The organism is Arthrobacter sp. ok909 (assembly GCF_900104405.1).
Classification (GTDB): Bacteria; Actinomycetota; Actinomycetes; order Actinomycetales; family Micrococcaceae; genus Arthrobacter; species Arthrobacter humicola.
The window spans coordinates 15688-28439 of sequence record NZ_FNJS01000031.1 but is presented as its reverse complement, the minus strand read 5'-3'; the positions used below and the strand labels follow the sequence as shown (position 1 = coordinate 28439).

Below are 12752 nucleotides of genomic sequence, written 5' to 3'. Positions count from 1 at the left end.
AGCATCACGGCTCAGGCGTCGGGCGCCGACGGGGCTTTGCCGGCGAGTACGCGGAAGCGCCGTACGAAGGGGAACTGGAAAGTGGTGCGGCGGGGCAGGGCGTAGGCCAGCAGCGCCGCGACGGTGAAGACGATCGCTTTGTCCATGGGGTCCGAAATCAAGGCCTGCTTGGTGATGGCGGCCAGGAGGGTGTCCCCCATGGCGCGGAAAGCGCTGACGATCGCACCGGTGCCGAGGCCGGACGTGCCGCCAAAGACGAAGGCGGCGATCGGGGCGGAGACGACGCCGGCGAGGATTCCGGTGATGAAGCCGGCCACGGGTGCGAGGTAGAAGCGGCGGAACAGGCCGACGCGGGCAGCCATGCCGGCGAGGAAGCCGATGAGGGCGGCGCCGGCGGCGAACGGCAGGACCGTGGGATTGAAGAAGGACCAGACGATGCTGCTCAGCGCGCCCGTGGCGGCGCCGGCGGCGGGACCCGCCAGGACGCCGATCAGGACCGTGCCGATCGCGTCGATGTAGAACGGCAGGCCGGTGCTGCCCATGAGCTGCCCGAGGACCACGTTCAGGACAAGTGCCACGGGGATGAGGACCAGAGTGGAGGTGGGAAGCACCGGCAGGACGGCGACAATCAGCAGCACCGCGCCGAGCAGGAAGCCGCCGAGGGCCACGAGGGCCGAGAAACTCGCCGGGCCGTTGGCAATGTCAGCGGGCTGGGTCAGCACCAGGAAGACGTAGGTGGCGGCGATGGATGCGGCGCCGGCAATTTCGAGCAGGCGGCGACCGCGGCCGGCCCCCTGTCCAGGGTCCGTGACAGTAAGAGCTGGCTGTGACATGGGAGGTGTTCCTTTGGGTGGGTGCGACAACATCCGCCTCATGTCACCTCGGCGCAGCTACCATCCTAGCGATCCGCGGACCCGCGCGGGAACCCACTGGCGGCCCCGTCTCAGGCGGAACGCCTCAGGTGCCCGGCGACCGCGCACCCACGGCGCGTCCAAGGGCACCAATTGAGGAAATCAGTTCGTCGAAACAGTGTTCGGGATTGTTGTCGGACACAATCCTGGCGTTGGGCGGCAGCCCCCACAGCCCACGGAAGTCTGCCACCGTGGTGCCGATCAGGAGCGGAGAGTCCGTTTCGACGTCGACCGTGGCCGGGCGGGTGGTGAACGGTGTTCGTCCGGCGGCAACGCACGCCGCGAAGGCGTCGTGCACGTGCGCCACATAGCCTTGGTCGTAGAGCCGGTGGAATTCGAAGTAGAAGCGCAGGGCGTCAGACAGGCAGGCGACGAGCGGGTTCCCGGACGGGCTGCGCAGACCCTCCGGCTGCTCCGGAAGGACCAGTTCAGGTTCCGGTGCGCCCGCGGCCTCGCTCAAGCGCCGCAAGTGCTCCGGTTGCATCTCGATCCGTTCGGTGGTCTCCAGCGCACAGACGATCGGCAGCTTGTCCTCGGGCAGCCCGCGGTAAGCGGCGAACACTTCCTTGGCGGCGTGCGGGTCCACCGAAGTGTTCCATTCGGCCGTCGGGGTGGTGTTGCCCTGGTAGTAGTAGCTGCCGCCCATGATGACGAGCCCCTTGAGCAGCCGAGGGAGCTCCGGTTCGCGGCGCAGGGCGAGGGCAAAGTTGGTCAGCGGGCCGGTAACCAGTCCGGTGATCTCCCCCGGATGTGCCCGCACCTCCTCCACCCAGACGTCGACGGCGTGCCGCGCCGAGATCTGCTGGACCGGCGGCGGCAGCTCGGCGTAGCCGATTCCCTGCGGCCCGTGGGTCTCCTCGGTGGTGACCAGCGGGATCTCCAGCGGAACCTCGGCGCCGATGGCCACCTCGATGCCTTGGCGGCCGCACAGCTCCAGCAGGGCCAGGTTGTTCAACGCCACCTGCCGCGCCCCGACGTTCCCTGCGGTGCAGGTGATGGCCTGGATCCGGATGTCGGGCCGGGCCAGCAGATAGACCAGGGCCAGCGCGTCGTCGATCCCGGTGTCGACATCCATGAGGATCGATTGGGTCGCTGGGAGACCGTCCGGGAAGCTGCCCCCGGTCCGACGGTTCAGGGTCGGATTATTAAATGCCGGATTATTCAGTGCCGACTCGCTCGAGGCTTGATTGGTCAGAACAGTGCCACCTTGGGTGTGCGCGGGAAGAGGTCGTCCAGCTCGGCGAGTTCGGCAGGGCTGGGCTTCCAGGCCACGGCGGCGGCGTTCTGGCGCACCTGCTCCGGCGTGGTGGCGCCGGCGATGACGCTGCTGACGGACGGCTGGGCGGCCAGCCAGGAGAATGCGACCTGGACCTCGGTGAGACCGCGTGCGGCGGCGAAGTCGCCGAAGGCACCCAGCTGTTCCCAGTCGGCGTCGTTCACCAGGTTGGTGCGGCTGTGGCTGAGCCGGGAGCCCTCGGGGGCGCGGCCGGCAGAGTACTTGCCGGTCAGCAAGCCGTTGGCGAGCGGGAAGTACGGCAGCACGCCCAGCCCGTAGGCCTCGGCGGCGGGGGTCACCTCAAGCTCCGCACGGCGGTCCAGCAGGTTGTAGTGGTTCTGGCTGGAGATGAAGCGCACTCCCCCGCGGGCACGGGCCACGAACTCGGCCTCGGCGATCTGCCAGCCGGCCCGGTTGGAGTGACCGATATAGCGGACCTTGCCGCTGGTCACGAGGTCCTCGAGGGCCGAGAGCGTCTCATCGATGGGCGTCAGCGGGTCCGGGGTATGGAACTGGTAAAGGTCGATCCAGTCCGTGCCGAGCCGGCGCAGCGAGGATTCCGCGGCCTTGATGATGTAGCGGCGGGATCCGCGGGCGCCGAAGTCCTCGCCGTTGGCACCGCGCATGTCCATGCCGAACTTCGTGCCGATCACGGCGTCGTCCCGGCGCGAGCCAAGGGCGCTGCCCAGCATCCTCTCGCTGAGTCCTGGTTCCCGGCCGTAGCTGTCCGCGACGTCGAAAAAGGTGATCCCGGCGTCCAGGGCGGCATGCACGACGGCGTCCGTGCCCTCCTGCGATTCCGTCACGGTCCCGGGCCGGCCCAGGTTGTTGCAGCCCAGTCCCACGACCGAGACGGATAGTCCGGAATTTCCCACACGGCGGTATTCAGTCATGGATTTACCCTATAACGGCCGGTCGGGCGTCCGGTCCAACGCCGCCGTCACGGCTATCCCGCGGGCAGTTCCAGGCCGTGCTCGTCCATGGCGTCCTGGAGCTGCGCGAGGGTGCGCGGGCAGACGCCCGGCATCCCGGCAAGCCGGCGCCGGCCAAGCTCCACGAGATGCTCGAGGGTTTCCACCCCCGCGTGCGCGAGGGACTTGCGTGCCGGCGCCGCCAGTCCCGTGGGGAGCGGTGTGCTGCCTGGTTGAGAGGATTTTCGCGTCATTGCGTTGCCTTTCAGTCGGTTGCCCCCAAACTGATGCGAGCCGTGTAGGGCTCCTTGCCGGTGTTGGCTAGAGCGTGAAGCTGCTGGCCGGCTTCGGTGAGTGTTTGAGCTTGAAGGTCTCCTCGCCAAACGGCGCGGCCCCAATGCTCAGCTTGGTGAAGTCCAGGTCCTCACCCCGGATGCATACCTTGATGGCGTTGACCGTCTTGTTGACGTCCGGGGTGAGGCAGAAGATGTTCAGCCGGCCATCTGAAAACTCGCTTCGATCCACGATCCCCAGGCCCCGCCAGGCCAGATGGCTGATGAGGGCATCCTTGGCTTTCTCCTCGAGGTACTTGTCGCGGCTGGTCCCCTCCTTGGTCTTCAGCGCGTACTGGGCCACCACCCAGAACTGTTCCTCGTCCGGAATTTCGGCGTAGCCGTCCTCGGCGCACTGCACCGCGAAGGCGTCCATGAGGCGCTCGGCAACGTCGGCGTCCTCGACGTCGGTCTCGTCGGTTTTGCTTTGGTGCCCGACGACGCCGTGGTTCATCACGAACTGGCTGTAGTCCTCGTCAAACCAGGCCTCCCTGAACTGCAGGGTGCCCTCTTCGTCGCGTTTGTAAACCCGGATAATTCCACTCATATGCCAGTTCCTTCCTGGTCCGCACGGCGCCGCCAAGGGTGGGGCCGTACGGGGTAGTGCTCAACAGACGTGCTGGCTACAGCAGCGGCAGGCTGCCGGTGCTGGGGTGTTCGTGGCCGGGCAACGGACGCGCGAACGGCACCTTGGTGCCCAGGACCTGGGCGACGACGTCGTGCGTGATCTGCTGGGCGGTCAGCCCGACGCGTTCGAGGACCTGTTTGCGGGTGCCGTGATCGAGGAATTCGACCGGGAGGCCGACCTCGTTGAGGGCGGTGTCCACTCCCGCGGCGCGCATCTCCTGGCGGATCCGCGAGCCGACACCACCGGCGCGCACACCGTCCTCGATGCAGATGACCAGGCGGTGGTGCGCGGCGAGGTCGATGATGGACCGCCGGACCGGGAGGACCCAGCGCGGATCCACCACCGTGGAGCTGATCCCCTGGGCGCCGAGCCGGTTGGAGACGTCCAGCGCGAGTTCGGACATGGCGCCGACGCTCACGATCAGGACGTCGTTCTCGGTGGAGCCTGCGGGGCGGCGGGCCAGCACATCGACGCCGTCGGCCAGGCGTTCGAGCGCCTCGACCTCGGCGCCGACGCTGCCTTTGGAGTAGCGGATCACGCTGGGGGCGTCTTCGATGGCCACGGCCTCGCGCAGTTCCTCCCGCAACCGTGTCGCGTCGCGCGGTGCGGCGAGGTGGAGGCCGGGGACGATCTGGACCATGGCCATGTCCCACATGCCGTGGTGGCTCGCGCCGTCCGGCCCGGTGACGCCGGCCCGGTCGAGGACGATCGTGACGCCTGCTTTGTGCAGGGCCACGTCCATCAGCAGCTGGTCGAAGGCACGGTTCAGGAACGTTGCGTAGACGGCGACCACCGGGTGCAGTCCCCCGAACGCCATGCCGGCCGCCGAGGTGAGGGCGTGCTGCTCGGCGATGCCGACATCGAACACGCGGTCCGGGTGCCGGGCGGCGAACTTGTGCAGCCCGACCGGGATCAGCATGGCCCCCGTGATGCCGACGATGTCCTTGCGCTCGTCGGCGATGTCGGCGATCTCATCGGCGAACACGGCGGTCCATGACTTGGCGCCACCGGCCTCGGAGGGTGCGCCGGTCTCCGGGTCGATGATCCCGACCGCATGGAACTGGTCCGCTTCATGGGCGCGGGCCGGGGCGTAGCCATGACCCTTTTCCGTCATGGCGTGCACGATCACGGGCCCGGCATAGTTCTTCGCCGTGGAGAGGGCGTTTTCCATGGCCTGGAGGTTGTGGCCGTCCACCGGACCGATGTACTTCATGCCGAGGTCCTCGAACATGCCCTGCGGAGCCCACCAGTCCTTGAGGCCCTTCTTCATGGCGTGCAGGCTCTTGTAGGTGAACTGCCCCGCGGGGCCGCCGTTCTGCAGCCTGCGCTTCCACCATTCGAGCGTGCCTTCATAGGCGGGGGCGGCGCGGAGGGAATCGATGGTGGGACGCAGGGATGCAAGGTAGTCGGCGAACCCGCCGACGGTCGGGGCGTAGGAGCGTCCATTGTCGTTGACCACAATGACGACGCGGCGCTTCTTGTCCGCCGCGATGTTGTTGAGGGCCTCCCAGGCCATGCCGCCGGTCAGGGCACCGTCGCCCACCACCGCAACGACGAAGCGGTCGCCGTCGCCGGTCAGTTGCCGGGCGCGGGAGATGCCGTCGGCCCAGGACAGTGACGAGGACGCGTGCGAGCTTTCGACGATGTCATGCTCGGATTCTCCGCGGTCCGGGTAGCCCGAGAGGCCGCCCTGCTGGCGGAGGGTGCTGAAATCCTGGCGACCGGTGAGGAGTTTGTGGACGTAGGACTGGTGGCCGGTGTCGAAGACAATGCTGTCACGGGGGGAATCGAAGATCCGGTGTACCGCGATGGTGAGCTCAACGACGCCGAGGTTCGGGCCCAGGTGCCCTCCCGTCTGGGAGACGTTGCCGATCAGGAAATCCCTGACCTCGGCTGCCAGCTGATCCAGCTGCGCCCCGGACAACTTACTCAGGTCCTGCGGATTCCGGATGGTGTCCAAGATTCCCAACGGCCCCTCCTTCGGGTGGTAGACATGCCTTTTAACTCTAACGCCTCCGGGGAACGCCCGCTGCCGGAACGGCGCAGGAACACCGAAGGAACGCAGAAGCCCCGGCCGGTCAATGACCGGCCGGGGCCGCTACTGCTATTCCTCCCGGCGGGAGGACCTCCCCTAGTTCGCGGAGATCTGGCGCAGCACGTACTGCAGGATGCCGCCGTTGCGGTAGTAGTCCGCTTCGCCCGGGGTATCGATGCGCAGGACCGCGTCGAATGACGTGACGGAACCGTCCTCAGCCGTGGCGGTGACCTTGAGCGTCTTGGGCGTGGTGCCTTCGTTCAGGGCGGTAACGCCCTCAACCGCGTAGGTTTCCGTGCCGGTCAGGCCCAGGCTGGCAGCGTTCTGGCCGGCCGGGTACTGCAGCGGCAGGACGCCCATGCCGATCAGGTTGGAGCGGTGGATGCGCTCGTAGCTCTCGGCAACGACAGCCCTGACGCCCAGCAGTGCCGTGCCCTTGGCTGCCCAGTCACGGGACGAGCCGGAGCCGTACTCCTTGCCGGCCAGGACCACCAGCGGGGTGCCCGCGGCCTGGTAGTTCTGCGCGGCGTCGTAGACGTAGGCCTGCGGGCCGTCGGCCTGGGTGAAGTCGCGGGTGAAGCCGCCCTCGACGCCGTCCAGAAGCTGGTTCTTGATGCGGATGTTCGCGAACGTGCCGCGGATCATGACCTCGTGGTTGCCGCGGCGTGAGCCGTAGGAGTTGAAGTCCTTGCGCTCCACACCGTTGGCCAGCAGGTACTGTCCGGCCGGGGTGTCCGACTTGAAGGAACCGGCCGGGGAGATGTGGTCCGTGGTGACGGAGTCGCCGAGCTTGAGCAGCACGCGCGCACCGGTGATGTCCTGGACCGGCTCCGGCTGGGCCTTCATGCCATCGAAGTACGGGGGCTTCCGGACGTACGTGGACTTCTCGTCCCAGGCGAAGGTGTCGCCGGCCGGGGTGTCGAGTGCCTTCCAGCGGTCGTCGCCTTCGAAGACGCCCTCGTAGCCGCGGGCAAACATTTCCTTGTCGATCGAGGAATCAATGACCTGCTGGACCTCGACCGGGTTCGGCCAGATGTCCTTCAGGAAGACGTCGTTGCCGGCCTCGTCCTGGCCCAGGGCGTCGTTGTCGAAGTCGAAGTCCATGGTACCGGCCAGGGCGTAGGCGATGACCAGCGGCGGGGAAGCCAGGTAGTTCATCTTCACGTCCGGGTTGATCCGGCCTTCGAAGTTGCGGTTACCGGAGAGCACGGCGGTGACCGAGAGGTCGTTGGCCTGGATGGCCTCGGAGATCTCGGCGTCCAGCGGACCGGAGTTGCCGATGCACGTCGCGCAGCCGTAGCCGACGATGTAGAAGCCGAGCTTCTCCAGGTACGGAGTCAGGCCCGACTTGTTGTAGTAGTCGGTGACGACCTTGGAACCGGGAGCCACGGAAGTCTTGACCCACGGCTTGGAGGTCAGGCCCTTGTCGACGGCGTTGCGGGCCAGCAGTGCGGCGGCCAGCATCACAGACGGGTTGGACGTGTTGGTGCAGGACGTGATCGAGGCGATCGAGACTGCACCGTGGTCCAGTTCGAACTCGCGGCCGTCGGCGGTCGTGACGCTGACCTTGTTGGACGGGCGTCCGTTGGACTTCGGGCCGTGGGCGTGCGGGGCCTGGTCCGTGACGTGGCTTGCCGATCCCGTGAAGGACGGCGAGTCGGACGCCGGGAAGCTCTCGTCGATTGCTTCGTCGACGCTTCCGCCGGCGAGGTCTTCCTTCACGTAGTTGCGCAGGTCCTCGCGGAACTGGGCCTTGGACTCGGTGAGGATGATGCGGTCCTGCGGGCGCTTCGGGCCGGAGATCGACGGAACAACCGTGGACAGGTCCAGCTCGAGGTACTCGGAGAACTTGATCTCCTTGGAAGGATCGTGCCAGAGGCCCTGTTCCTTCGCGTAGGACTCGACGAGGGCGACGTTCTCTTCGGACCGGCCGGTGAGGCGCAAGTAGTCGAGGGTGACGTCGTCGATCGGGAACATCGCGGCGGTGGAGCCGAACTCGGGGCTCATGTTGCCGATGGTGGCGCGGTTGGCCAGCGGCACAGCCGCGACGCCTTCGCCGTAGAACTCCACGAACTTGCCCACCACTCCGTGCTGGCGCAGCTGCTCGGTGATGGTGAGAACGACGTCGGTGGCGGTGGCGCCGGCCGGGATGGAGCCGGTGAGCTTGAAGCCCACGACGCGCGGGATGAGCATGGAGACGGGCTGGCCGAGCATGGCGGCCTCGGCCTCGATGCCGCCAACGCCCCAGCCCAGCACGCCCAGGCCGTTGACCATGGTGGTGTGCGAGTCGGTGCCGACGCAGGTGTCCGGGTACGCCCGGACGACTCCGTCAACTTCACGGGTCATGACGGTGCGGGCCAGGTATTCGATGTTGACCTGGTGCACGATGCCGGTGCCCGGGGGGACAACCTTGAAGTCATCAAACGCCGTCTGGCCCCAGCGCAGGAACTGGTAGCGCTCACCGTTGCGCTGGTATTCAATCTCCATGTTGCGCTCCAGTGCGCCGGAGTTGCCGAAGGCGTCAATCTGGACGGAGTGGTCAATGACCATTTCGGCCGGTGCCAGCGGGTTGACCCGCTTCGGGTCACCGCCGAGCTCCTTGACAGCCTCACGCATGGTCGCGAGGTCAACGACGCAGGGCACGCCGGTGAAGTCCTGCATGATCACGCGCGCCGGCGTGAACTGAATTTCGGTGTCGGGCTCGGCGCTGGGGTCCCAGCCTGCCAGTGCACGGACGTGGTCGGCCGTGATGTTGGCACCGTCCTCGGTCCTCAACAGGTTTTCAAGCAATACCTTGAGGCTGAACGGAAGGTTTTCTGCACCTTCGACGGAGTTCAACCGGAAAATTTCGTATTCGGTTCCGGCTACATTAAGTTTGCCTTTTGAACCGAAGCTGTCCACAATGCTCATCGCAGGACTCCTCTCGCAACAGTTTCATCTTTGTCGCGCTGCTGAACCCTTGCTAGTTAGGCCTGCCTAACTAATACAGGCATCAGTACATGGTTGTACGCGATGCAGGTACGGAACACAGGGAACAGCCGTTCTCGTTAACGGCAGTCTCACTAACAGCAGTGTTGATGGAGCGCGACGACGGACTACTACGCCCATCCTAGTAGCATCACGGTTGGGGAGTCAGTAACGCCACAGTCTCCATGTGGTGGGTGTGCGGGTAGAGGTCGAAGGCGCGCAGCGCCGCCATCCCCCAGCCGCCCTGCCGGAAATAGCCGAGGTCGCGGGCGAACGACGCCGGATCGCAGGACACATATGCGATTGCCGGGGGACCGGCGTCGATCAGCTGTTTGACCACTGCTTTGCCGGCCCCGGCACGCGGCGGATCCAGGATCAGGGCGTCAAAGTTGCGGGGTTTCTGCCGCAGCACCCGCTCCACGCGGCCCTGGACAATTTCCACCTGGGCGGCGTCGTGCAGGTTCTTGCGCGCGTCGCGGCTGGTTCCCGGCGCTCCCTCCACCGAGAGCACGGAGCCGGTCACGCCCACGGCGTCGGCCAGGGGCGCCGTGAACAGCCCGGCCCCGGCGTAGAGGTCGGCCACTACGGAGCCCGGCGCGAGGTAACCGCCGTCGTGGAGGAAGCCGGTGACGGCCCCGACGAGCGTGTCCGGGCCGTCCCGGTGGATCTGCCAGAAGCCGTCGCCGGTGACCCGGTAGTCGTGGCCGGCCGCAGATTCCTGGACATAGGTGCGGCCGCGCAGTTGCAGGACCTCGCCGGTGGTCGGGTGCAAACTGGCCACCGAGACGTCGTCGGGCAGCTGCGCCAGGATGCTGCTGAGCCGCTTGGACCTGGTCCCCGCGGCGGGCACGAGCAGCACGAGCGGTCGGGAGCCGTTCGCCGGGGCGGCGACCTCGACGCGGTCGATACCCTGCAGGTCGATATCCCAGAGCCGGAGTGCGTTGATGCCGTCCACGGCCAGCGGCATCTCCCGCACCGGCAGGATGGCGTCGGAGCGGTGGGCGTGCATGCCGAGCTTGCCTGCGGGGGTCACGGCGAAGGCGGCACGTGTCCGCCAGCCCAGGCCGGCCGCGGCGGCATCGCCCTCCCCTGTGTCAGGTCTCGTGCGCTCCGCTGCGTCTTCCGCGGTGTGGCCCCCGGCGGCAGTGCCGACGGCTTCGACGGTGATCTGCCCTGTGGGCGAAAGGTCGACGCCGGCCAGCCGCTTAAGCTGTTCGGCCAGGACCTCGGCCTTGAGGCTACGCTGACGTGCCAGGGAGATGTGGCCAAGTTCGGCACCGCCGACGGGCGGATGGCGGTGAGACCATGAACGGCCGGAGTCGGCAAGGTCCCAGAAATGCGGTACGCGGTCCGGCGAGGGTTCCAGGACCTCCACCACATCGGCACGCCAGAATTTGGCGGAGGGGCCGTCGTCGGTGAGCCGGACGCGGACTTTCTCGCCGGGAATGCCGTGGCGGACGAACACGACGCGGCCCTCGTGCCGGGCCACGCAGTGCCCGCCGTGGGCGACAGGCCCGACGTCGACGACGAGCTCGGTGTGGGTGTGCGTCCGGGTGTCGGGGGTCATTGGATGTCCTGCAGTTTCTTGGCTTCTTCGGATGACTTCAGCTGCCACGGCACACTGGCCACCATGACGCCGGGCTCGAAGTGCAGCCGGGTCTTGATGCGCAGCGCGGTCTGGTTATGGACCAGTTGTTCCCACCATTTGCCGACCACGTACTCCGGGATATAGACCACGATCAGGTCGCGCGGCGAATCGCGGCGCATGTTCTTGATGTACTCCATGATCGGAGTCACGGTTTCGCGGAACGGGCTGGCAAGCACGGTCAGGGGCACCGGGATTTCGAGCTTCACCCAGTCGGCGACAGTCGCCTCGGTCTCCTCCGGGCTGATGTCCACCGTGATGGCGTCCAGCCGCGACGGGCGGGAGGCCCGGGCGTAGGCGAGGGCGCGCAGCACGGGTTTGCGGACGTGGGAGACGAGCAGCACTGCGTGCACGCGGGTGGGAAGGGCGCGCGGCGAGGAGTCCTCGTCCACGGCGAGTTCCTTGGCCACGTTGTCGTAGTGCGCCCGGATGCTCCACATGATCAGGAACAGGACGAACATGGCCAGCAGCGCGATCCAGGCGCCCTGTGAGAACTTGGTGATGAGGACGATCACAAGTACCAGTCCGGTCATGCCGAAGCCCACCGTATTGATGGTCCGCGACTTGATCATGCGCAACCGCACGGCGGGGTCCTTGGATAGTTTCAGTTCCCGGCCCCAGTGCCGGATCATACCCAGCTGGCTCATCGTGAAGGAGATGAAGACGCCCACGATGTAGAGCTGGATGAGTTTTGTGACGTCGGCGTTGAACGCGATGATCAGTACGAGGGCACCTGCCGCCAGCGCCAGGACACCGTTGCTGAAGGCCAGCCGGTCTCCCCGGGTGCGCAGCTGGCGCGGCAGGTAGCCGTCCTGGGCAAGGATGGAGCCGAGCACCGGAAAGCCGTTGAACGCAGTGTTGGAAGCGAACACGAGGATGACGCCCGTGGCCGCCACCACGATGTAGAACGGGATGGAACCCGCCCCGAAGACGGTCTGCGCAATCTGGCTGATGGCCGGGTTCTGGATGTATCCCTCCTCCAGCGGCTTGCCGTTCAAGAGGAATTCCGTTGCCGGATCCTGCACGATATGCACCTTGGTGGCGTTGGCCAGGTAGATGATACCGGCCAGCATGGCGGACGCAATGACGCCGAGCAACAGCAGTGTGGTGGCCGCGTTCTTGCTCTTGGGCTTCTTGAAGTTGGGCACGCCATTGCTGATGGCCTCGACGCCGGTCAGGGCCGCGGCGCCGGAGGAGAAGGCCCGCAGCAGCAGGAATGCCCCAGCCAGCCCGACAAGACCCTGATCGAAGCCCGGATCCGGCACGATAGTGAAGGCGGCCGAGGGCGCCTGCCCCAGCTGGCCGGTCACGGCCTGGAAGATTCCGACGGCGGTCATGCCGAGGATGGAGGCCATGAAGATGTAGGTCGGCACCGCGAATACGCTGCCGGCTTCCCGGATACCGCGCAGGTTCACAAGGGCCAGGATCACGACACCGATCGTGGCAATCGCGGCCTGCTGACCGTGCAGCGATGGCACGGCCGTGGTCAGGTACGTCGCAGCCGATGACATGGAGACAGCCACGGTCAGCACGTAGTCGACCAGCAGCGCCGCGGCCACAGTGAGGCCCGCATACTTGCCCAGGTTCACATTGGCGATCTCGTAGTCGCCGCCGCCGGAGGGGTACGCGTGGACGTTTTGGCGGTAGGAGGCCACAACGGTCAGGAGCACCACCATAACGGCGAGGCCAACCCAGGGCGCAATAGCCACCGCACTCACGCCGGCCAGGGCCAGGGTGAGGAGGATTTCATCGGGCGCGTAGGCCACGGAAGACAGTGCGTCCGAGGCGAAAATGGGCAACGCGATCCGCTTCGGCAAGAGCGTGTGGGCCAGACGGTCGTTCCGGAAGGGTTTGCCTACCAGCACCCGCTTCACGGCATTGAAAATTGTCAGCACCACACAAAGCTAGTCTGATTCGGACGCGATGTCATGACGGCGAAGTTGGCGTGCGCAATGATCCGCCCGGAGGCCCGCGGCCTTGGCCTCCGCGCGTCCCGTGGCCGGTAGAGTTTTACGCAGTATCAGACGCAGAACCAAGAGGAGGCCCA

The 12752-nt window shown here is 66.6% G+C and carries 9 protein-coding genes; all 9 read right to left on the bottom strand.

All coding sequences use genetic code 11. The features are described 5' to 3' along the window. Window positions 1-11: 11 nt before the first annotated feature. Window positions 12-833 carry a glycosyl transferase family 9 gene (locus BLR03_RS19205; RefSeq protein ID WP_091255708.1) on the bottom strand — a complete coding sequence of 274 codons (822 nt, stop codon included), beginning with the start codon at window positions 831-833 and terminating at the stop codon, window positions 12-14. Window positions 834-957: 124 nt separating this feature from the next. Beyond that, complete coding sequence (locus BLR03_RS19200) at window positions 958-1986, bottom strand: nucleoside hydrolase (protein WP_091255705.1); 1029 nt, start codon at window positions 1984-1986, stop codon at window positions 958-960. 116 nt (window positions 1987-2102) lie between these two features. Beyond that, on the bottom strand, window positions 2103-3080 hold the full coding sequence (locus BLR03_RS19195) for an aldo/keto reductase (RefSeq protein ID WP_091255703.1): 978 nt from the start codon (window positions 3078-3080) through the stop codon (window positions 2103-2105). 53 nt (window positions 3081-3133) lie between these two features. Further along, entirely contained in the window at window positions 3134-3352 is a 219-nt protein-coding gene (locus tag BLR03_RS19190) for a helix-hairpin-helix domain-containing protein (RefSeq protein WP_091255701.1), read from the bottom strand. A 67-nt stretch (window positions 3353-3419) separates the two neighbouring features. Beyond that, a complete protein-coding gene (locus BLR03_RS19185; protein ID WP_091255699.1) occupies window positions 3420-3977 on the bottom strand; it encodes a hypothetical protein in 558 nt (185 codons plus the stop codon). 76 nt (window positions 3978-4053) lie between these two features. Next, complete coding sequence (gene dxs / locus BLR03_RS19180; RefSeq protein ID WP_091255698.1) at window positions 4054-6027, bottom strand: 1-deoxy-D-xylulose-5-phosphate synthase; 1974 nt, start codon at window positions 6025-6027, stop codon at window positions 4054-4056. 162 nt (window positions 6028-6189) lie between these two features. Continuing rightward, window positions 6190-9003: an aconitate hydratase gene (locus BLR03_RS19175; RefSeq protein ID WP_091255697.1), complete on the bottom strand. Its 2814-nt coding sequence runs from the start codon at window positions 9001-9003 to the stop codon at window positions 6190-6192. A gap of 208 nt (window positions 9004-9211) precedes the next feature. Next, on the bottom strand, window positions 9212-10627 hold the full coding sequence (locus BLR03_RS19170) for a class I SAM-dependent RNA methyltransferase (protein WP_091255695.1): 1416 nt from the start codon (window positions 10625-10627) through the stop codon (window positions 9212-9214). Beyond that, window positions 10624-12600: an APC family permease gene (locus BLR03_RS19165; RefSeq protein ID WP_175460621.1), complete on the bottom strand. Its 1977-nt coding sequence runs from the start codon at window positions 12598-12600 to the stop codon at window positions 10624-10626. Before BLR03_RS19165 ends, BLR03_RS19170 begins: the two co-directional genes overlap by 4 nt. Window positions 12601-12752 lie beyond the last annotated feature (152 nt).

Bases quoted from the DNA above. Each gene is read 5' to 3' on its own strand.
- BLR03_RS19205 (WP_091255708.1), bottom strand. From the start codon at position 833: ATGTCACAGCCAGCTCTTACTGTCACGGACCCTGGACAGGGGGCCGGC.
- BLR03_RS19200 (WP_091255705.1), bottom strand. From the start codon at position 1,986: ATGGATGTCGACACCGGGATCGACGACGCGCTGGCCCTGGTCTATCTG.
- BLR03_RS19195 (WP_091255703.1), bottom strand. From the start codon at position 3,080: ATGACTGAATACCGCCGTGTGGGAAATTCCGGACTATCCGTCTCGGTC.
- BLR03_RS19190 (WP_091255701.1), bottom strand. From the start codon at position 3,352: ATGACGCGAAAATCCTCTCAACCAGGCAGCACACCGCTCCCCACGGGA.
- BLR03_RS19185 (WP_091255699.1), bottom strand. From the start codon at position 3,977: ATGAGTGGAATTATCCGGGTTTACAAACGCGACGAAGAGGGCACCCTG.
- BLR03_RS19175 (WP_091255697.1), bottom strand. From the start codon at position 9,003: ATGAGCATTGTGGACAGCTTCGGTTCAAAAGGCAAACTTAATGTAGCC.
- BLR03_RS19170 (WP_091255695.1), bottom strand. From the start codon at position 10,627: ATGACCCCCGACACCCGGACGCACACCCACACCGAGCTCGTCGTCGAC.